A 20296-nucleotide genomic window follows, 5' to 3' on the forward strand; every position below is an offset into this window, starting at 1 on the left:
GTGGGACATCTCTCTTAACCGCCCAACACGCGCCTGAAGGTGGCGCGCACATCACCGCGCAGCGTCGCCAGGTGCGCCTCCAGCATCTTCACATCCGGCAGGCCCACCGCATTGGCGATGCGCTTCAACACCGCCGGCGCGACGTTCCTGGCATTGAAGTCGCCGTCCACGGTCAGGCGCTCCCACTGCAACACGTCTTCCATCACCGCATAACCGGCGCAAAGCGGCTCGCCGTCCCCAGGCGGCAGCACACCCTGGTCAATGGCGGCATGGATGATCTGCCCAGCGTCAGACCGCTCCAGTCCAGCGGCAAGGCCCGGCCAGCCGAGCGCCAGATATTGGGCGACGAACTCCACGTCCATCAACCCGCCGGAGGCCAGCTTAAGGTCCCAGGGATTGCGATCGCCCTTCTCCCGCGCCACCAGGGCGCGCATGTCGCGCACGCTTTTAGCCAGCGCCGCGCGGTCGCGCTGCTGGTCGATCACGGCGCGCACCGCATCCGCGACGCGTTGGGCCAGGCCTGTATCGCCAGCGACAACGCGGGCGCGCGTCAAGGCCATATGCTCCCAGGTTTCCGCTTCGGTGGTCTGGTAACGGGTGAAACCGGAGAATTGGGTGGCGACGGCGCCCTTGCGACCATCGGGACGCAACCGCATGTCCACGTCGTAAAGACGACCGCGTCGGGTCGGCACGGTCAGGGCGCTGACCAGACGCTGCGTCAGGCGGTTGTAATAGACGGAAGCATGCAGGGGGCGGGCGCCGTCGCTCTCCGGCTGCTCCGGATCAAAGTCATAAATAACCACCAGATCGAGATCGGATGAGGCGGTGAGCTGGCGCGAACCGAGGCGGCCATAAGCCATCACCACGATTTCGCCGCCCGGGATGTCGCCATGGTCCGCCCGGAACGCCGACAGCACGGCGTCAAGCGAGGCGGCGATGACCGCATCGGCGATAACAGCGAAGCCCTGTCCCGCCCGCTCCGGCGCGTAGATGCCGGTGAGCATGCGGGCGCCGACGACGAACTGGGCGAGTCGGGCGGCGTCCCGGGCCCGGTCGAGAAACTCCTCGAAACTGGCCGGTTTGCCGATATGGCCGCGAATGCGCGCGGCGAGGCTGTCAAGGTTCTGGGCGTCCTCGGCGAAGGCCGGGTCAATAATGGCGTCCAGCACATGCGGACGCTCCGAAACGATGTCGGCCAGACGTGGCGCCGTGCCCAGCAGATCGGCGAACAGGTTCAGCAAGCGCTCATTCGAGCGCAACATTGATAACAGTTCGACTGCGGCGGGCATGCGGCCGAAAGCACGATCCAGAGCGGCCAGCGCTCCATCGGGATCGGCGGTGCGGCCAAGGGCGCCGAGCAACCCGGGCGTCAGCTCGGTCACGACCTCCCGGGCCCGGGCGCTGGTGATGGCCGGGCGGCGGCCAAAATGCCAGCCACGGATGGTTTCCGTCACCACCGACGGGTCACGGAACCCGATGCGGCGCAAGGTTTCGAGGGTGTCGGGGTCGTCGCTGGAGCCGGTGAACACAAGGCTGCCAGCCTCAGTGGCCAACGCCGGGCCTTCTTCGAACAGCAGGCCGTAATGATGCTGGACAGTGCGCGCAATTTTCTCCAGCGCCGTGCCCAGGGCTTTCGCCGAAGCGAAGCCGGCGAAACGGGCGAAATCCTGCAGCCGCTCCGCATCGTCGGGGAGGCGCTGGGTCTGCTCATCGCCGACCATCTGCAGGCGATGCTCCAGCGTGCGCAGGAATCGGTAGGCGTCGCTGAGCTCGTCCCGGGCTTCGGTCGAAATCCAGCCGTCCTCAGCCAGGGCGGCCAGCATGTCGAGGGTGCGCGCTCCGCGCAGATTCTCGCGCCTGCCGCCGAACACCAGTTGCTGGGTCTGGACGAAAAATTCGATCTCGCGAATGCCGCCGCGGCCGAGTTTGATGTCGTGGCCCGCCAGGGCGATCTGGTCGTGCCCCTTCACCACATGGATCTGCCGCTTCATGGCGTGAATGTCGGCGATGGTGGCGAAGTCAAAGTATTTGCGCCAGATGAACGGGCGCAAATCTTTCAGGAACGCTACCCCGAGCTGCACGTCGCCGGCGATCGGCCGCGCCTTGATATAGGCGGCGCGCTCCCAGTTCTGGCCCACCGTTTCATAGTAAGAAAAAGCGGCGGGAAGAGAGATGGCCGGCGCGGTGGAGCCAGGATCGGGGCGCAGACGCAAATCGACCCGGAAAACATAACCGTCCCCGGTGCGCTCCTGCAGGATTTTGGCCAGCGACTGGGTGAAACGGACAAAAACCTGGGAAGCGGCGAGCCCATCCCTGAGCGGGGCGTCCAGATCATAAAACACAACGATGTCGATATCGCTGGAATAATTGAGCTCGCCGGCGCCGTGTTTGCCAAGGGCGAGAATCGTCAGTCCACAGCCCTGTTCGGGATTCTGCGCGTCAGGAACCAGCAGGCGACCCTGCCGCGCCAGTTCGGCCAGCAGGAACCGCGCCGCTGCGCCGACACAGGCGTCGGCAAACGCGGTCAGGGCGCGCGTCACCTGCCCGACGTCCCACACACCGCCAAGATCGGCCAGAGCCACCAGCAACGCATTATCGGCCCGCAGACGGCGCAGCGCCTTCATCAGCGCGGCCTGATCACCAGCTTGGCGCCAGGCGTCGGCGGCCTCGGCCACAAGGGCGGCGTGCGTCGCCTCGGGCGGCGTTAGCAAAAACCCGTCGATGCGACCCGCCCGCGCCCGCAGCAGGCGCGACAGGAAGGGAGAATGGGCGAAAACGCCAAGCAACACGTCGCGCACCAGCGGCGTTTTATCCAGCGCCGCAGCAAGGGCGCCGCCCTTTTCGCTGTTCTCCGCGACCAGTTCGGCCACGCTCGCCCGGGCTGCCCGCATTGCCGCAGCGTCGCCCCCCTTGGGGGCGCCAACGAAACGCGTGGCCATGGCAGATTGTCCTGGCGTTGCGGCGTCCGCCTGCTCTCCCGATGTCCTGCTCATGCGGATGCACCCTTCCCTGGCAGTTCGAGTATGACGCGCAGCCCCGGGTGATTGTCTTCGATCCGCAACCGTCCGCCATGCAGTCGGGCCACCGCCGATACAAGGCTTAACCCAAGTCCGAAGCCGGGGCGACTGCGCGATCCCTCCAGACGCACGAAACGCTCCACGACGTGGTGGCGGCTATCTTCCGGAATGCCCGGCCCGTTATCGGAAACGATGATTTCCACACCCGCCCCTGCCCTGGCGGCGGAGATGCACAACGCCGGCGTCGGGCCCCTTGCCGTCCCTTCGGGCGGGACAGCGTATTTGAAGGCGTTGTCGAGAAGGTTGGCGAGCGCCTGCCCCAGCAGTTCACGGCTGCCATACATGGGCAGATGCGCGGGCATGTCGACGGAAACAGTCATGCCGGCGTCTTCGGCAAGGGGCTCGTAAAGCTCGACAACACTGCGGGCCACGTCGGCGGCGTCAAACTCCGCCATACTGTCCTGCGGCTCACCGCCAGCCTCAAGGCGCGCAATCATCAACAGGGCGTTGAACACCTTGATGAGATTGTCAGACTCCTCGATGACAGCTCCCAGCGCCGCCGCATACTCGTCCGGCGTGCGGCTGCTGCGCAACGCCTCCTCGGCGTGATTGCGCAGGCGGGTCAGCGGCGTTTTGAGGTCGTGAGCGATATTGTCCGAGACTTCTTTCAGCCCGTTCATCAGCTCGCCGATGCGTTCGAGCATGGCGTTGAGGTGCATGGCGAGACGGTCAAGCTCGTCGCCGGCTCCCGTCACGGGCAGACGCCCGGCCAGATCGCCGCCCATGATCGTCTTCGCCGTGTCCGAAATGTCCTCAACGCGCTTGAGGACGCGCCGGGTGATGAACCAGCCGCCAATGCAGCCGAGAATGGTGATGAAGGTGAGCGAGATGCCGGCGGCGCGCCACATGACGGCGCGCAGGCGCTCCTGCTCCTCCAGGTCGCGGCCAACCAGCAGACGAAAACCGCCGGGCAGGACATAAACCTGCACCAGCGCCCGGCCATTGATCTGCCTGTCCTCGTGGCGATCATCGCGGCGGTATTCGATGACGCGCGTCGCCTGCTCGTCCAGGACGCCCGCCGGCAGTTCGCCGACATTGCCGGCAAGACGCTCGCCGGTGAAGGTTGTGAGGAGGTATAGCGAGGCGCCCGGCAAGCGCGTGCGGCGCTCGACCACGTGCACAAGGCGGCGGACGCCGCCAAGGCGATATTGCTCGGCCAGGCCGCTGGTCTCTGCAGCGATGGTCGAGCGGGTCTGTTCCAGCAGGAGTTCGCGCGCGCTCTGCGTGACATAAGCGAGCACGCAGCCCGCCATCACCACGAAGACGACGAGATAGGCAAGCGTCAGCTTGAAGGCGGTGGCGCGGACGAGCTTACCGAGCGCTGTCACGGATCATGTATCCAGCGCCGCGGATGGTGTGAATAAGCTGGACGGCGTGGCCCTTGTCGACCTTGGCGCGCAAACGCGAGACATGCACGTCGATCACATTGGTCTGGGGGTCGAAGTGATAATCCCAGACATTTTCAAGTAACATGGTGCGCGTCACCACCTGTCCAGCATGTCTCATGAGGTACTCGAGCAGCCGGAACTCGCGCGGCTGCAATGCAATCTCCTTGCCGCCGCGCGTGGCGCTATGGGCCAACCGGTCCAGCTCCAGATCGCCGACCCGATAGGTGGTCTGCTCGGCAGCCGGCGCATGGCGGCGGCGCGACAGCACCTCCACCCGGGCCAGCAGTTCCGAGAAAGCGTAAGGCTTGGGAAGGTAATCGTCGCCGCCGGCGCGCAGGCCCTTCACCCGGTCATCAACCTGGCCAAGCGCTGAAAGGATGACGACCGGCGTCTCAACCTTCTGCTCGCGCAGGGAACGGATCAGCGAGAGGCCATCGAGCTTCGGCAGCATGCGGTCGACGACGAGCACGTCATAGGTTTCCTCACGCGCCAGGGCGTAGCCCTCAAGCCCGTCGGGGGCGTGATCGGCCACATGACCGCTTTCCTGAAACGCCTTGACCATATAGGCGGCGGCCTCAGGATCATCTTCGACAACCAGAATCTTCATATCGGTCATGATAGCGCGCCCATACTGAAAACAAGAAGTCGCGCGCAGCGCGTGATCATCAAAAAACAGGCGGCCCGGTTTGGCGTAACCGGACCGCCTCGTAACGTCTGGCCTTGCACCGGATGTTCCGGCCCCGGGGAGTGAGTGAGCCAGGGCCGGAACGCCGTAAGGTCAGCCGGTCGGCAGGGTCAGGGCCAGGAAGCGGCTTCCCTGGGGCGAAGCCAGTTGCAGCAGCACGGCCTTACGCCCCTCCTTGCGGCTCTTTTCGATGGCGCTGGCCACGTCCTGCGGAGTGGAGACCTTCTGACCGCCGGCCTCGGCGATGACGTCGCCGGCGCGCAGCCCCTTTTCCTCAGCCTGGGAGCCAGGCTCCACGCCGACGATGGCGACGCCCTTGCCTTCCATGCCGCGCACCTCATCGGCCGGCGCAAGCGCAAGGCCGAGCCTGCCAAGATCGGCGGCCGAAGCAGGACCCGCAGCCGCGGTTTTCTCGCCCGGCATGGCCCCCAGTTTCACCTTGACGGTTTCCGTCTTGCCATTGCGGTAGACGGAGAGCTCCGCCGTGGCTCCGGGGTCAAGCATGGCCACCGCGCGGCTCAGGTCGCGGGCGTCCTTCACCGGCTTGCCGTTCAGGGCGGTGATGGCGTCGCCGCTCTTCAGGCCAGCCTTGCTGCCGGGGCTTCCCTCTTCAACCCGCGCCACCAGGGCGCCCTGAGCCTTGTTGAGGCCAATGCCCTCGGCGATATCCAGGGTCACGGGCTGGATTTGCACGCCAAGGAAGCCGCGCTTCACCGAACCATGGTCCTGAATTTCCGCGATCACCTTGCCAGCGGTTTCGGACGGCACGGCGAAAGCGATGCCGACGCTGCCGCCGGAGGGCGAAGCGATGGCGGTGTTCACGCCCACAACCTCACCAGCGAGATTGAAAGTCGGGCCGCCAGAGTTGCCGCGGTTCACCGGCGCATCGATCTGCAGGAAGTCGTCATAAGGTCCGGCGCCAATATCGCGGCCGCGCGCCGAAACAATGCCGGCCGTGACTGTGCCGCCGAGGCCAAAGGGGTTGCCAACTGCGATCACCCAGTCGCCGATGCGCGGCGATTCCTTCGCAAATGGCACGGCCGGAAACGGGCCTTTGTCTTCCGTCTTGAGCAGGGCCAGGTCGGTCTTCGGATCAACGCCAACGACCTTCGCAGCAAGGGTTCGCCCGTCGTCGGTGGTCACCTCGACCTTGGTCCCCTTCTCCACCACGTGATTGTTGGTGACGATGTAGCCGTCGCTGGTCACGAAAAAGCCCGAGCCCTGAGCCTCACCGAAGCGCTTCGGAGCGGGACCGCGGCGCATGTCGCGTCCAGGACCATTGCCGGGGGCATTGTCACCGAAGCGGCGGAAAAAACGCTCCATCGGGCTGCCAGGGGGAAAGCCGAAATCTTCGCCGGACGAAAAACCGCTTTCCTCAGGAGCCGCCGTTTCAGCGACCTTGACGCGGACCGACACGACAGCCGGCTTCACCTTGGCGACGACGTCGGCAAAGGAGGGCTGCACGGCCGCGGGATTGGCGGCGGTTGTCGCGGCGACCGCCTGATTGTACGGCGGCAACAGGGTTCCCTGGGCCAGGCCGGCGACAGTCACCGCGCCGAGGGCAACAGCGCCGAGCAGCAGGGAGGCGCGCCGGTTGCGACCACGCTTGCGCAGGCGGCTGCTGGCGTCAGAAGTATTCGTCTGGTCGTTGTGATTATCGATCATGGCTTCATTCACTCCATGGCGTATTCGCCTTGTTCTGGAGTGGACCATGACGCCCGAAGGCTTACGGCAACCTCACGGCAACATGACAATTTGGTAAGGGGCCCAGGCCGCCGAAAAAATTAGGTGGGAGGCTCCCGCTCCCGCTCATCCAGCAGCTTCCGCAATTGCGCCTGTTCGGCGGCGCTCAGGGCCGGCGCGCCGGCGCGGGAACGCCCGCGGCCCCACAGCACGAGCACGGCTCCGCCCAGCAAGACGATGGCAGGACCCAGCCACAGCAAGAACGTGCGCGCATTGAACGGCGGCTTTAACAAGACGAAGTCGCCATAACGTTCGACAATATAGGCCCGGATTTCGGAATCACTGTCACCCGCCACGAGCCGTTGCCGGACAACGCGGCGCAGATCCTGGGCGACCTGGGCGTCCGAATCGTCGATGGACTGGTTCTGACAGACCAGGCAGCGCAGTCCCAAAGAGATATCGCGGGCGCGCTGCTCGAGCTTGCGATCCGGCAATACCTCATCGGGCTGGAGCGCCTGACCTGGACTGGCGGCGAAGACCAGAGCGCCAAGGGCGATAGCGGCGGCTACGGGCAATTTTATTCCACGCTGGCTCATTGCGCCGCCACCGTCGCCATAGCCGTGGCGTCCTTCGCGGCTGGCTGCTTGCGCCGCCCACGTGTTGGCGCGCCAACGCGCAGACGCCGGTCGCTGAACGAGAGCGCGCCGCCGATGGCGGCGATCACGGCGCCAATCCAGATCAGCAGCACCCATGGCTTCCAGTACAGGCGCACGCCAAGGCCGTGCTCACCGGCGTCGCCCAGCGCCACATAGACCTGGCCCAGGCCGATGGTGGAAATGCCGGCCTCGGTCGTCGACGTGTTCCGCGCCGGGAAAAAGCGTTTGGAGGCATCGACCGTGCGGATGATTGCGCCGCCCTGCAACACGTGGAAGCGGGCGACGTCCTCGCGATAGTTAGCGACCTGCCTGGAGAAGCTGTCGGTGAGCACCACTTCGTAAGGGCCAACGGCCAGTGGCTGGCCTGGGCGCACCGAGGCGAGCGTCTCGATACTCCATGCCTGCGCCGCAAGGCCAATGACGCAAACGCCAACGCCGGCATGGGCCACGGCCGCGCCCCAGGCCGAACGCGGCAAACCCGCCGCCCGGCGCAGAACAACCGACAGCGACGCCCCCCGTTTCCAACTGCGGCTGAGGATTTCGTTGACGCCACCGACAAAAACAAAAATGCCGAGCCAGAGGCCAATGACCGCCAGCACCGGGCCCCCGTGCTGCATGAAGACAATGGCCAGACAGGCGACGATTGACAGGCCCATCACGAACAGCAGCCTGGACACGGCGCCTGCAAGGTCGCCACGCTTCCAGGCCAGCGCCTGACCAAAGGGAATCAGCAGCAGCAACGCCATCGCCAGCGGAACGAAGGTGGCGTCATAAAATGGCGGACCAACGGAAATCTTGTCGCCGGTGAGCCCCTCCAGCGCCAGCGGATACAAAGTGCCAATGAACACGGTGGCGCAGGCGGTGGCGAGCAGCAGATTGTTAACGACCAGCGCGCCTTCCCTTGAGACTGGCGCGAACAGGCCGCCTGTTTTCAGCAGCGGCGCGCGCCAGGCGAACAGGGCGAAGCCGCCGCCAATGAAAAAGACCAGAATGGCGAGAATGAACAAACCGCGGCCGGGGTCGGTGGCGAAGGCATGCACCGAAGTCAGCACGCCGGAACGCACCAGGAAGGCGCCCAGCAACGACAGGGAGAATGTCAGGATCGCCAGCAGAATGGTCCAGACCTTCAGGGCGTCGCGCTTCTCCATCACGAGGATTGAGTGCAGCAATGCCGTGCCGGACAACCACGGCATGAAGGAGGCGTTCTCCACCGGATCCCAGAACCAGAAACCGCCCCATCCCAGTTCGTAATAGGCCCAGTAGGACCCCATGGCGATGCCGAGAGTCAGAAACGCCCAGGCGATGAGACACCAGGGACGCACGGCGCGGGCCCAAATGGCGTCGATGCGTCCGCCAATCAGCGCCGCGGCGGCAAAGGCGAACACCAGCGAAAAGCCCACATAACCGATGTAGAGCAGCGGTGGATGGATGGCGAGGCCGATGTCTTGAAGGATTGGGTTGAGATCCTGTCCCTCGGCCGGCGGCGCGACCAGTCGGGCGAAGGGATTGGAGACGCTGATGATAAACGTCAGGAAGGCCACGCTGATCAGCCCCTGAACCGCCAGGGCGTCCGCCCGCAGCACGCCCGGCGCCATGTTGCGCGCAACCGCCAGCAGCGCGCCGAACAACGCCACCACCAGCACCCACAGCAACATGGAGCCTTCGTGGTTGCCCCACAGGCCAGTAATCCGGAACAGCAATGGCTTCAGGGAGTGGGAGTTCTCGACCACGTTACGAACGGTGAAATCGGACGTCACATAGGCCCAGGTCAAAGCGCCGAAGGCAATGGCGACACAGATGAACACCCCGACGGCGGCAACAGGGCCGATGCCCATCAACGACGCGTCGCGCGCCCGCGCCCCCCAAAACGGAAGCACCGTCTGGATCACGGAAAGCGCCAGCGCCAGAACCAGCGCGTAATGTCCAATCTCAACGATCATGGGCGCGCGGCTCCCGCTGTTTCCTCGCCCTGCCAGACGCCCTGCTTCTTCAGGGCGTCCGCCACCTCGCGCGGCATGTAGCGTTCATCGTGCTTGGCCAGCACCTTGTCGGCCAAGAACGTACGGTCGGGTTGCAGAACGCCCTCGGCGACCACGCCCTGGCCCTCGCGGAACAGGTCAGGCAGCAGCCCCGCGTAGGATACGCGCACGTCCGAAGTTGAGTCGGTAATGGCGAAGCGCACCTGCTGGCTGGCAAGACGCTCCACCGAGCCTTCCTTCACCAGCCCGCCAATGCGCAAACGGGCGCCAGGCTGGATGTTCTTCTGGGCCAACTCCGTTGGCCCATAGAAAAACACGATCGTATCGCGCATGGCGAACAGCACGAGCCCAAGGGCCACGCCCAGCACGGCGACGGCGGAGCCAATCAGCAGCAGCCTGCGTTTCTTTCGCGTCATCGATCGTCCTCAAGGCGTCTTTGGATGAACGCCCAGTTCACGGGCAAAGGCTTCAAGCCGGGCTGCTTCGTCTGGGCGCGCGCCAAGAGCGCGAACGCCGTCGGCCAGCGCGGCGCCTGCTTCTGTCTTTCGGCCCAGCACCACATAGGAACGCACCAGCGTGCGCCAGCCTTCGGGATTATCCGGGTTGGCCTTTAGCCGCTCCGCCAGGCCCTGCACCATGCCGGCGATCGCCGCTTGCTGGGCCTCGGCGGGCGCGGAGGCGATGTCTTTCGCCATCGCCTGCCGCTGCAAACCTTCGATGCGGGCTTCGACCGCAGCGCGCCACGGCGCATCGGGCGGCGCGCTCTTCAGCAACGCTTCAAACGCCTTGCGCGCCCCGTCCATATCGCCGTCCTGGGCGAGCGCGACAGCCAGATAGAATTTTGGCATGGGCGCAGCTGGATCACCCTTTGCCGCGCGCTCGAACAATTCGCGTGCAAAAGATTCCACCACGCCGTTGGAGGAGGCCACCAGCGCCTCGCCATAGCTGGCCAGACGCGCCGGCGTTTCTCCGCGCAACTTCAGTACGCTGGCCCAGGCCTTCACGGCGTCATCCGGGCGCCCCATGCGCAGATAGACCGGAGCCAGCAATTCCCACCCGGCTCCATCGTCCGGTTTCGCGGCCAGATGACGTTCCATCCGCGCCACCAGATCACCAGCGTCAGCCTGGGCGACGGGCCGCGCGCGACGCTCGGCGATGGTCAGGGATCCCAGGTCAGGCGAGCCTACAGCGCCATAAATCGCCAGGGTAACGAGGGGGATCGTCGACAGCGCGATAGCTGAAGCGGCGCGGCGTCGGCGCAGTGCATATTCGCTTTCGCCATCGGCCAGCCCCATCGGAGCTGAACGGCTTTCCCGCAACAGGCGCCGCGCTGCCTCAGCCCGCGCGGCGTCGGCCTCAATGGCGCTGATATAGCCGCTGCCAGCGTCGCGGTTGATCTCGGCAAGGCGCTGTTCATAAAACGCGCGCTCATCCACCTGCCCCGCCGGCGCAGGCGCGCGGCGCGACAGGGGCCACAGAACCGCACCGATCGCCAGGCCGGTCATGAGCGCGAAGATGAACCAGATCGCCATCCAGGCCGTATAACCTGGCGAGCAGCTTCGTCAGATGGCGCGGCGCGGCGACATAAAGTCACGCGAATTCAGAAACATCTGCAATGATCTGTAAACATTAGTGAATCAGTTGACTGCCTGCGGAAGCGCCACAACGCCAGGAAGGGACAACTCTGCCCGCAAGCCGCCCAGCGCCGATTTCTGCAACTGCAGGGCTCCGCCATACATTTCAGCCAGATCCGCGACGATCGACAGCCCCAATCCCGAACCTGGCTTTGCCTCATCAAGCCGCTTGCCGCGCGCCATGGCGTCTGCCCACGCCTCCGCCGCCAGCCCCGGCCCATCATCATCAACCGCAATCCTGATGGTTGGAGCGCCGTCGGCATTCATGACCCCAGCCGTGATGACGACCCGCGAACGCCCCCATTTGAAGGCGTTGTCGGTAAGATTGCCAATCATGTCCTGGAGATCCTGCGCTTCCCCCCGGAAACGCAACCCCTCCTCTACCGAGACATCCAGGGCAATGTCGCGTCCCGCATGAATGCGGAGCAGGGTCCGGGTCAGGCCGTTCACCACCGGCCCCACGTCGGCGAACGCGCCCAGCGCACCGGCCAGCGCCGCGGCGCGGGCGCGGTCCAGATAGTAGTTGATCTGGTTACGCATGATCGCCGCCTGATCCCGGACACGTGTCGGGAAGCCCGATCCGCCAGCCGCGCCCGCGATCTGCTCCGCATCGTTGACGATCACGCTCAACGGCGTCTTCAGCGCATGGGCCAGATTGCCGACCTGAGTGCGCGCCCGGTCCAAAATCTTGCGATTTGCGTCGATCAGCAGATTGAGTTCCGTCGCCAGCGGCGCAACGTCTCGCGGATAGGAGCCGCCTATGTGATCGGAATCGCCGTGGCGCACTTTCTCGATGGCGCTGCGCAGACGGGTCAGCGGCGCGAGGCCGAACCTGACCTGCAGCAGCGTCGACAGGGCCAGCGCCAGCCCCAGCAGCACGAAGGTGAGCGTGACGTAAATGATGAATTCCCGCTTCTCCGCCTCGATTTCATCGGCCGGGCCCGCAACGGCGATATCGAAGCGCCCCTCGTCCCCGAAATCGATGGTGCGGGAAATCACGCGCAAGCGCCGGTCATCTGGTCCGACCACATAGCCTGAACGGACGCCGTCATTGCGCGTCGCCTCATGACGCGCGGCGCGCGGCGGCAATGGTTGCAGTTGCGAGCCGAACAGGGAGCGGGAGGCGCGAATATCACCGGGGCGCCCGCCAGTGCGCGCGATCTGCCAGTACCAGCCGGACAGGGGCAGGTCGAAACGCGGCTCGCCAATGCCCACGCGCTCCTTGCCGTCAGCGCCGACAGGGGCGGCCATCTCCGACACGAGCCCGGTCAGATAAACCTGCAGGCGCTCATCAAAGGCGCGTTCCGTGGCCCGATTGTAGATGGCGGTGAGAATCAGACCGGCGACAACGAAAATCAGCACGCACCAGCAGATAGCCGAAATCACCAGGCGCTCGGCCAGCGATGAATCCCGGCGGATCAGTTGCCCCAATCGCGCGACGCCTTGCCTCAGGCCCATGTCATGTCGCCGTTTTTCCTGCCAGCTGGCCGGGCGCATGGACCAGGATTCGATAGCCCAGTCCCCTGACCGTTTCGATAATTTCAACCCCAAGCTTGCGTCGCAACCGGCCGATAAAGACTTCGATGGTATTCGAGTCGCGATCGAAATCCTGATCATAGATATGCTCGACCAGTTCGGTGCGAGAGATCGTCTTGCCAGGATGGTGCATCAGATAGGACAGCAGCCGGAACTCGTGGGATGTCAGCCGGACCTCGGCGCCGTCCACCGTAACGCGCGCCGCCCCCACATCCAGCCTGACGGGTCCACATGCGAGCACGTTGCTCGCATGCCCGGCGGACCGCCGCAACAGGGCCCGCAGGCGCGCCAGCAACTCCTCCATGTGAAAGGGCTTGGAGACATAATCATCGGCGCCAGCGTCGAAGGCCAGCACCTTGTCATTCCAGCGGTCGCGCGCCGTCAATACCAGAACCGGCGTCGCAACGCCGCCGTCGCGCCATTGCTGGAGAACGGAAAGACCATCAAGCCCGGGCAACCCCATATCCAGAATCGCCGCGTCATAAGGTTCCGTCTCGCCGAGAAAAACCGCCTCACGTCCCTCCAGCGCACGGTCCACCGCATAGCCAGCGGCCTCAAGCGCCTGAGATATCTGCCGGTTCAGCTCGGGGTCGTCCTCAATCACAAGCAATCGCAACCGCGCTCTCCGCCCTGTCCGGCCCGCCGGCGGCCACCGCCTGAGCCTGAATTGTCGAAACGCCATGCTGACTGATGCCAATTACCGGCGAAAACATGGAGACGCCTGCTCCGCCAGGTTTCAAACGCTTCTACCGGGGCGCGTCCGGTCTGGGCGCGCGGGCGTTGACCACCTGATGGATAACGCGGCCATCACGCCTCAGGAGCGTGAGGCGGTAGACATATTGGCCATCACGCCGGCACAGCAGGGCCCGCAGCACCTTTGCTCCTGGCCCAACCGTGGCGCGGGCCTTGCGCAGCACCACGTCCGGCGGCAGCACAGCCTTCTGGCTCACCAGCTCGCGAACCTCCCCCTGCCCCAGACACTGGTCGTCGTTCCTGGGCCGGGCCTGAGCCTGGGAGGTTTCAGTCGCAAGGCATGCGAAAGCCAGGCAAAGCCCCAGCATTCTTATCGCCGATGTCATTTCCGGAAGGCCCAGACAGTTCAGCACGCTTTATCACCCCCGCGCCAGGCCATGCGCGACCCATACCCAAGGGCAATATTGGCATGAGCCGCGACCAGCGTCATGTGGGTAACGCCTGGGATGGGCGCGCGCTACAGCTTACGTTATCGCTCCCCGAACTTTGATCCGCCCGACTGGCCGGGCGCGGGCTCCCACCCCCACATGCGCGACGCCAGGCTCCCGCGCTCCATCGTCCCGTCCATCACACCGCCCATGGCGCCGTCGATCAGGCGCCAGCGCCAGGCGACATAGAGCCGCCAGCCCACGCCCGCGACGAGAAGTACAAGGCCAAGGGCGGTCATCATTGACGCCATGGCGGCGAAGGCGGGAAGCTGCTGGGCCGCCTGGCCAAGCTCCGTCGCCGCCTGGCGCAGGCTGTCGCCGAGCGTTTCCGCGGCCGCAGCCGTGGCCAGGCCCGCGCCAGCGATCGTCTGGGCAAGACCGGCGCCAGCAGGCAGGCGAATCTGGGCCGGGTCAGCGCGGGCGCCGCCATTCCCCGGAACCGGCCTTCGTTTGAGGGGAACCTGTTTCGAGCCGGCCGCCAACATGAGGGCGGTTCGCTCAACGTCAGCAACACGATTTGTCCAGCCGGCGCCGAAACGCCGCCAGGTACGTAATTGTTTCAAGAAGGCCATCCGGCGCGCGCACACGGCGGTGATGAGTGCGGCAATCGCCGGGTGCGACCGCGTCGCAGCCAGCGTCACCTGACCGACAACGCCGTCCGCACGCACGCCAAGCTCCCGCTGCAGCCATTTCACAGCCTGTACCGGGCCGGAATTCACCGCAGCGTCGAAAATTGCGTAATCCAGGCCGGCCGGCAATTCATCGGCGCGCACGCGGCGCCAGTATTGTTCCAGATAAATCGCCCTCACCTCAGTCATTGTGGCAAGGAATACATCGCGCGGCGGTTGCCCCTTGCCCCGTCGCCAGGCGTCATAAACGCGCTGGGTGACGCCGCGGCTCGTCCGCCCTCCCGGATCGCGCGGGTCATCCACATTCCCCCCCTCGTGGGCGAGCACGCGAGCAAGCGCGGTCTGCTGACTGGTCGCTACCATGGCTTCCCCCTTTTTCAGTTTTCACTCTGTTTCTGCCCCGGAATCAGGCGCCGAGATGCGCCAGCTTCGCCGCGAGCGCCGTGGCGCGGCGGGCATTGCCGGAGATCGAGGGATGGACGCCGTCGCCCGACATGTATCCGGCGGCTTCCGCGGCGGCGAAGTCGCCCAGCGCATCCCGCTCATCGAAAAAGGCGCAGCCATGAGCCCATGCGGCGCTCTTCAAAACGGCGTCATGGTAGCGAATGCCTGTGGCGGCCGCGTCGGCGGGGTCCGGCGGCCGCGTCAGCAACAGGCGCGTGCGGGGGCAGCTTTGCAGGCGATCGATGATCCGGCGCAGGCTCTGGCTGAAATCCGCCGCGTTGCGCCGCGCTTCCACATCGGTCTGGGGCGGGAAGCCCCGGTCGTTCATGCCGGCGTTCAGGATGAACACGTCGGCCTGCAGCAGGCCGGCCCACATGCGCATGCGCGCATCATCGAGGCTGGCCCAATCCCGCGCCGCCGCTGAAGGCGTGCCGATATCGAGGACCTGAACGCCGTCGTGACCGACGCCCGCGCCATGCATCTCCACGGCCCAGAAATACAGCGCCTCACCGCAACAGACGATGCGCTCGATATTGATCCCCTTGCCGGCGTAAACCCCACCAATGTCGAGCAACAGCGTCAGCTTGTGGACCACGCCGAGTTCAGGATAATCCGCCTGGCGCACCAGCACGGCGTTATCCAGCACCTCTGTCGGCCATTGCCGCAGCCGGAACGACTGGCCCGGCGCCGTCCACTCAAAATACAGGTCGACCGCGTGAACATCGCTTGCTGGGCCTGAGAGCAGAAGATAGTCGCTGGTCGCCAGTTCATCGGTCGCGGCGTTGAGGCAGAACAACCCCTTGCCGAACAGGCTGCGGCGACGCTTCGCATCGCTCCACGGCAGCGCCGCGATATTGGTAAAGCCGGAACTTACGGCATAGTCGCCGCCGGCCATGCGCAGGGCGATGGTTTCATGATCGAGTGGCAGCAGGCCCGGCCCGGCGTCTCCCAACGATGCTGTCAGCAAACTGCGCAGATTGTCGGTGAACCCCGGCTGCCCGCCGCTGCTGCCGAGGCTGTCCAACCCGACGACGACGCGCTTGCGGGCGCGGCCGCTGAACGGCCCCGCGAATGGATCGGCGAAGCCGGATGCAGCGGCGGCCTCCCGCCAGCGCGTTCCGTCCCAGGCCGTGAAGCGATTGCTCGCCTGCACGTAGGCGACCCAGCCGACTCCCGGCGCATAAAAACGCCAGGCGCCGTCCTGCCACACGGCTACCTCCCCATCCGCGCCGGCCCAGGCGCCAGTTCCCGCTCCAACGATATGGCGATCGCCTTCCGCCGGCGCGGCAGGCGGGGCGGCGCGGCCGGCGTCGCGCACGGCAAGCTGAACCAGGTCGTCCAGAATGGTGAGGCCTTCATTGACGGTGACGTGTTTCTGCGATTGCCCGGCCGCCACCAGGGGAAGGCCAAGGCGCAAGGTCCCGGTCATGGAGAACTCCGCAAAGGTTTCAGGAAATCGTGACAATCGCGCGCGCGGGGAAACCACGCCCGGCGACAGCGCTGATCTGCATGACGGCGAGATCAAGCGTCGCCTGGGCCGCGCCGAAATCAGCCAGTTCCGCCGCGGCCGGATAAAGGATCGCCGGCGCATCGCCACTGAGGGTGCGTTTCACGCCGTCGCCGACATGGATATCGATGTCGTAGCGTTCAAAAGCTTCGCCCAGCGGCGGTTCAGTTTCGCCCCAGGCGTCGGCAAGCAGGCGGCTGCGGCGCACGAAACGGATGAGAACGCCTTCCGGCCCACGCCGCGCCCGGATGTGCACGGGCGCAAGCGGCCGTAGCGCCAGCGCCGAGGGCACCGCCACAAGCTCCTGAAAGGCTCCGTCGCCATGGTCATGGCCGGCAGGTCCCACCCGGTAGCGCATGGTGCGACCAAGATCGTTCAGGTCGCTGGTCAGCGGCGTCAACGCCCGGTCGAGCGCGACGATCCTGGCGCCTGGCGGCAGCAGGCGCGCCGCCGTCGACTCGCTGCCGCCAAGGCCACGCAGCAGCCGGCTGAAGCGCCACATTCTCCCGCCCTGGTCCGCCTCGCCAACCAGTTCAACGCGGCCGGCCGCAAGAATTTCCGCCAGACCGCTGTCATCCAGCAGCGCGAACATATTGGCGCCGCCGAACAGGGCGGCGTCATCGACGGAGGCGATCGCGCCGCCACGAATGACCGCCGTAAAGGCGTTGACGTGGTCAAAACGCCATAGCGGCCCCGGCGGTAGCGGCGTGGTGGTCCGTCCCGCCATGGCGGGAGCCGCGATCTGGCCAACATGATCGAAATGCCCGCCGTCGGCCGAGCGCCACACCGCCAGCGTTCCCGGCCATGGGTCGGCAAAGGCCGCCAGATATTGCAACGGCTCAGGCTGGGCCAGCGCCGCCGGCAGGTCGAGGGCGAGCGCCAGCGGCGGCCCCGGCAGCGGCGGCGACGGGCGCGCCGTGGGCCGCCAGGGAGCGCCGGCGCCGTCCGGCAGCGTCAGGGCGATGGCCTCGGCCTCCAGCGCGCGGCAGGCGCCATCGACGATGCGGGTAATGCGCCAGGTCCGCCACAGGCCGTCGATGGCCACGGCGATCACGTCCCCAGGCTCAAGGGCCAAAGACCTTGGCGAGATGCGAAGGCTGATGTGGTCACGCGCCTGCCAGAGCCGTTGCAGCCAGATGTCAGCCAGGCGTTGCGCCGCGCCGCGGTGGGTCACCGCCGGCACGTCCGCCGCCGCGGCGCGCTGGCTGAAACCGGCGAGTCGATGTGATGTGGCGGCGGCGCGACGATAATCGCCGTCACCATCGGTGAAGCCGATGCGGGCCTCACGCGGCAACTCGCTCTCCTGGGCCCGGGTCAGCAGCCATGGCGCGCCATCGTCATCGGGGAACAGATCGTCCGCCGTGAACCAGGCCGAGATCGCGCCCGAAGGGCCACAAAACCGCACGGTTCCGCCGCTGACGGCGGCCTGGCAACCGTACAGATCGCACAGGGGCTGCAACGCTTCACGCGCCGACATCGGCCGATCGACTACATAGCCGTCGAGATAGCCGTCCACCTCAACGGCGCCGACAGGCGCGTCGGGATCACCGACGCCAAAATCCACCAGCATCTGGCGCAGCAGCGCCGCCACCTCGACGCCCTCCAGCCGGCCGGTGAGCCAGTGGCCGCAGCCCCAGTTGGCGGCGTCGCCCCAAACACCGGACATGGCCGGGAACGCTGGAAACGGTCGCGCGTCCCACGCCCAGACGTAAATGCGCGATGGATCGACCATGCGCCCGCCATAGAGAGGCGAAACCGGGTTCCAGCCGTCGTTCGCGCCAAAGGCGGGGTCAAAGCGGCGGATAATCGCCTGCACGCCGCGCATTTGCATGAGATCATCGCGAAAGCCGAGCGAGAATGGCGGCGCGGCGTTCTCCGACGACTTGGGATCGGGAAAGACGTTGGGGCCGTTGGTTCCCTTGTCGACGGCGGGCACGCCGATCTCGGTCAGCCAGATGGGTTTGCCGGCCGGAACCCAGGCCGTGGGGCCGATCTCGACACCGCCGGCGCGGCGCAGGTGCGGATTGCTCCACCAGCCAACCAGATCCTTGGCGCGATAGATCCATGGCTTACCCCATTCGCCATCGACGATGGGTGAGCGAACCTGCGCCGCCCTGTCGGACCCGGAAGCGTAATACCAGTCGAACGCCTCGCCCGCGCCCAGTTGCCCGGTGAGATAATCCAGATCGTAGACGCTGCCAGCCAGTCCGGCGTCCGCATGGCCGGCGCCGTCACGCCAGTCAGAGAACGGCGGATAATAGTCGACGCCGACCGCATCAATGTGCGGGGAAGCCCAGACCACATCGAGGGGAAAATCCACGTCGGCGCCGCCATTGCGCACATGGGCTCCATATTCGGTCCAGTCCGCCGCATAAACCAGCTTGCAGCCGGCGCCGAGCACGGCGCGAACGTCCCCGGCCAGCGCCGCGAACTGCTCCGCCGCCGGATAACCCGCGGCGCCGCGAACCCGCGTCAACCCAACGAATTCCGAGCCAATGACGAAAGCCTCGACGCCGCCGGCCAGCGCCGCGAGCGCCGCGTAGTGCAGGATAAAGCGGCGATAGCTGCATTGCGGCGCGCCGGAAAACACCACCGTGGCGAAATACGGCGTGAATTCTTCCGGCGCCGCGTCGCCGAAGAAACGCGCCACCTGCGCCGCCGCCGCCGCCGATCCATCCGGCGTCCCGGCCACATCCGGCCCCGGATGGCAGGTCATGCGGCCACGCCAGGGAAACGGCGCCTGCTCGCTCCCGGGATTGCGTGGGTCGGCCCGGCCATTGCCAGGCGCGATATCCATCATGACGAAGGGATAAAGCGTCACGGCGAGCCCGCGCGCGGCCAGTTCCTGAATGATGCGGATCACCGCGGCGTCGGACGGGGTTCCGCCATAGGCTGGCCGGCCGTCGATCAGGCTCACCGGGCGGGTCAACGCGCGGGCCTCGCCGCTGACCATCCATGGATCGCCAGTGGCCGGTTTGTCGTGGCGCTCGACGCGCGGAGCGATGGAGCAGTCGCCGGCGCGCAGGTCGTCGCCGAACCAGCTGACCACCAAGGCCACGCGTTGCAGATTGGGGCACAGGGCCTGCAAGGCGTCGAGCGAGGCGGCGATGTCGGTGGGCCCATGCAACTGATGGCGATTTTCTGGCGCGCTGACGCCCTCGGCAGGCGTTTGCACGCGCCAGAGCGGATCGTAGCCATATTCGGTGGAGCCAGGGATCAGATCGACGGCGCGGATCATGGCGCACAGGCCGTTGACCGGTCGCACCACCTCGAACGAAAACTGTGGAATGCGATTGCCGAAATCGGCCAGCGGCAGACGCTCGAACACCACATAGGCCAGGCCGCGATAGGCCGGCGCGTCGCTGGGGCCCTCCTTCGCGACGATCAGCGGATCAGCCTGCTGATCAGCCGCGCCGGCATGCATGCGCATGGTCACCGTCGCCAGGTCCAGCTCATCGCCATCGGCCCAGACGCGGCGGACAAAGGCGATGGGCCCCTCGCACAGACCCACGGCGAGATTGGCGAAATAGCTCCAGGTCTGATCCGCGCCGCTCCCCGCGTCGGACAGGGCGCCCTTGCCGCCGGCGCCGCTGCGGGCCGACGAAAAGCTGGCGACGCGTTCGATCCGCGTCGCCCAGATCAGTTGCCCGCCAATCCGCGCGCGCCCGTAAACCTTCGGAATCGGAGCGCCTTCTGTGGATGTGAGGCCGGGCACATCGGTCAGGGCCGGCGCGGCGGTCGCCTTGCGGCCGTCCAGGGCGGACAGCAGACTGGAATCGACGGCGCTGCCCGCCAGCGCGCCAAGCGCCCGCCCGGCAATGGCGCCAGCCGGCCCGGCCACGGCCGCGCCCATGGCTCCGCCCGCCACCTGTAACACCAGCGTCGCCATGACAGTCT

14 protein-coding genes are annotated in these 20296 nt (G+C 66.2%); all 14 read right to left on the reverse strand.

Annotated features, from left to right (window positions below):
* Positions 1 to 14 precede the first annotated feature (14 nt).
* Positions 15 to 2939 carry a bifunctional [glutamine synthetase] adenylyltransferase/[glutamine synthetase]-adenylyl-L-tyrosine phosphorylase gene (locus EV666_RS06290; RefSeq protein WP_245514257.1) on the reverse strand — a complete coding sequence of 975 codons (2925 nt, stop codon included), beginning with the start codon at positions 2937 to 2939 and terminating at the stop codon, positions 15 to 17.
* Between the two features lie 50 nt (positions 2940 to 2989).
* Complete coding sequence (locus EV666_RS06295) at positions 2990 to 4405, reverse strand: HAMP domain-containing sensor histidine kinase (RefSeq protein WP_245514258.1); 1416 nt, start codon at positions 4403 to 4405, stop codon at positions 2990 to 2992.
* Positions 4389 to 5072, reverse strand: a complete 684-nt coding sequence (locus EV666_RS06300; protein ID WP_132005348.1) for a response regulator transcription factor — start codon at positions 5070 to 5072, stop codon at positions 4389 to 4391. The genes EV666_RS06295 and EV666_RS06300 overlap by 17 nt, the downstream gene beginning before the upstream one ends.
* Before the next feature lie 171 nt (positions 5073 to 5243).
* Positions 5244 to 6815: a Do family serine endopeptidase gene (locus tag EV666_RS06305; RefSeq protein ID WP_132004796.1), complete on the reverse strand. Its 1572-nt coding sequence runs from the start codon at positions 6813 to 6815 to the stop codon at positions 5244 to 5246.
* 119 nt (positions 6816 to 6934) lie between these two features.
* Positions 6935 to 7429 carry a cytochrome c-type biogenesis protein gene (locus EV666_RS06310; RefSeq protein ID WP_132004799.1) on the reverse strand — a complete coding sequence of 165 codons (495 nt, stop codon included), beginning with the start codon at positions 7427 to 7429 and terminating at the stop codon, positions 6935 to 6937.
* Positions 7426 to 9429, reverse strand: a complete 2004-nt coding sequence (locus tag EV666_RS06315) for a heme lyase CcmF/NrfE family subunit (protein WP_132004802.1) — start codon at positions 9427 to 9429, stop codon at positions 7426 to 7428. Before EV666_RS06315 ends, EV666_RS06310 begins: the two co-directional genes overlap by 4 nt.
* Positions 9426 to 9884: a cytochrome c maturation protein CcmE gene (gene ccmE / locus EV666_RS06320; protein ID WP_132004805.1), complete on the reverse strand. Its 459-nt coding sequence runs from the start codon at positions 9882 to 9884 to the stop codon at positions 9426 to 9428. Before ccmE ends, EV666_RS06315 begins: the two co-directional genes overlap by 4 nt.
* A gap of 9 nt (positions 9885 to 9893) precedes the next feature.
* Positions 9894 to 11000: a c-type cytochrome biogenesis protein CcmI gene (gene ccmI, locus EV666_RS06325; protein ID WP_132004808.1), complete on the reverse strand. Its 1107-nt coding sequence runs from the start codon at positions 10998 to 11000 to the stop codon at positions 9894 to 9896.
* 105 nt (positions 11001 to 11105) lie between these two features.
* Positions 11106 to 12560: a sensor histidine kinase gene (locus tag EV666_RS06330; RefSeq protein ID WP_132004811.1), complete on the reverse strand. Its 1455-nt coding sequence runs from the start codon at positions 12558 to 12560 to the stop codon at positions 11106 to 11108.
* A gap of 1 nt (position 12561) precedes the next feature.
* The gene (locus EV666_RS06335) at positions 12562 to 13254 is read right to left on the reverse strand and encodes a response regulator transcription factor (protein WP_132004814.1); all 693 of its coding nucleotides are present in this window, start codon (positions 13252 to 13254) and stop codon (positions 12562 to 12564) included.
* A 130-nt stretch (positions 13255 to 13384) separates the two neighbouring features.
* A complete protein-coding gene (locus tag EV666_RS06340) occupies positions 13385 to 13588 on the reverse strand; it encodes a PepSY domain-containing protein (protein WP_132004817.1) in 204 nt (67 codons plus the stop codon).
* Positions 13589 to 13860: 272 nt separating this feature from the next.
* Complete coding sequence (locus tag EV666_RS06345) at positions 13861 to 14811, reverse strand: glycoside hydrolase family 108 protein (protein ID WP_132004819.1); 951 nt, start codon at positions 14809 to 14811, stop codon at positions 13861 to 13863.
* A 43-nt stretch (positions 14812 to 14854) separates the two neighbouring features.
* Positions 14855 to 16321 carry a DUF2793 domain-containing protein gene (locus EV666_RS06350; RefSeq protein ID WP_132004822.1) on the reverse strand — a complete coding sequence of 489 codons (1467 nt, stop codon included), beginning with the start codon at positions 16319 to 16321 and terminating at the stop codon, positions 14855 to 14857.
* 19 nt (positions 16322 to 16340) lie between these two features.
* Positions 16341 to 20288, reverse strand: a complete 3948-nt coding sequence (locus EV666_RS06355; RefSeq protein WP_132004825.1) for a baseplate multidomain protein megatron — start codon at positions 20286 to 20288, stop codon at positions 16341 to 16343.
* Positions 20289 to 20296: the final 8 nt, after the last annotated feature.

This window comes from Camelimonas lactis (genome assembly GCF_004342915.1).
Lineage (GTDB): Bacteria > Pseudomonadota > Alphaproteobacteria > Rhizobiales > Beijerinckiaceae > Camelimonas > Camelimonas lactis.

Coding starts and splice junctions, on each gene's coding strand:
- EV666_RS06290 (WP_245514257.1), bottom strand. CDS start 2,939: ATGGCCACGCGTTTCGTTGGCGCCCCCAAGGGGGGCGACGCTGCGGCA.
- EV666_RS06300 (WP_132005348.1), bottom strand. CDS start 5,072: ATGAAGATTCTGGTTGTCGAAGATGATCCTGAGGCCGCCGCCTATATG.
- EV666_RS06305 (WP_132004796.1), bottom strand. CDS start 6,815: ATGATCGATAATCACAACGACCAGACGAATACTTCTGACGCCAGCAGC.
- EV666_RS06310 (WP_132004799.1), bottom strand. CDS start 7,429: ATGAGCCAGCGTGGAATAAAATTGCCCGTAGCCGCCGCTATCGCCCTT.
- EV666_RS06315 (WP_132004802.1), bottom strand. CDS start 9,429: ATGATCGTTGAGATTGGACATTACGCGCTGGTTCTGGCGCTGGCGCTT.
- ccmE (WP_132004805.1), bottom strand. CDS start 9,884: ATGACGCGAAAGAAACGCAGGCTGCTGCTGATTGGCTCCGCCGTCGCC.
- ccmI (WP_132004808.1), bottom strand. CDS start 11,000: ATGGCGATCTGGTTCATCTTCGCGCTCATGACCGGCCTGGCGATCGGT.
- EV666_RS06330 (WP_132004811.1), bottom strand. CDS start 12,560: ATGGGCCTGAGGCAAGGCGTCGCGCGATTGGGGCAACTGATCCGCCGG.
- EV666_RS06345 (WP_132004819.1), bottom strand. CDS start 14,811: ATGGTAGCGACCAGTCAGCAGACCGCGCTTGCTCGCGTGCTCGCCCAC.
- EV666_RS06350 (WP_132004822.1), bottom strand. CDS start 16,321: ATGACCGGGACCTTGCGCCTTGGCCTTCCCCTGGTGGCGGCCGGGCAA.
- EV666_RS06355 (WP_132004825.1), bottom strand. CDS start 20,288: ATGGCGACGCTGGTGTTACAGGTGGCGGGCGGAGCCATGGGCGCGGCC.